This window comes from Vallitalea sediminicola (assembly GCF_054408565.1).
In genome coordinates this window covers 1-248 of record NZ_BTPT01000454.1, presented here as the reverse complement: position 1 = coordinate 248, position 248 = coordinate 1, and the positions used below count along the sequence as shown (strand labels likewise).

Annotated in this window: 1 protein-coding gene; it reads right to left on the bottom strand. The window is 26.2% G+C overall.

Translation table 11 applies throughout. The features are described from left to right. Positions 1-196: hypothetical protein (locus tag ACX6CF_RS27405; RefSeq protein ID WP_458788527.1), on the bottom strand; the 196-nt coding region annotated here is incomplete at its 3' end. Positions 197-248 lie beyond the last annotated feature (52 nt).

Sequence of the window (248 nt, the reverse complement as noted above, 5' to 3'; positions counted from 1 at the left end):
TATCCAATACAAAATCTTGTGGTAGATATTCGGGATAATAATAATTACTCCAACTATTTGGTATGCTTTCTTCATCTTCTTTTACTTGTACACTAGTGTATTCATTATTATTTTCAACAAAAAGATTAAATATTTTAATTCTGAAAGCTTCAACCGTACATGATAAAACTGTTCCTATACCTATTATTAATATCATTAATACAGCTACCTTGCAACCTACTTTTTTGAATTTTAGATTAAACTTTTTC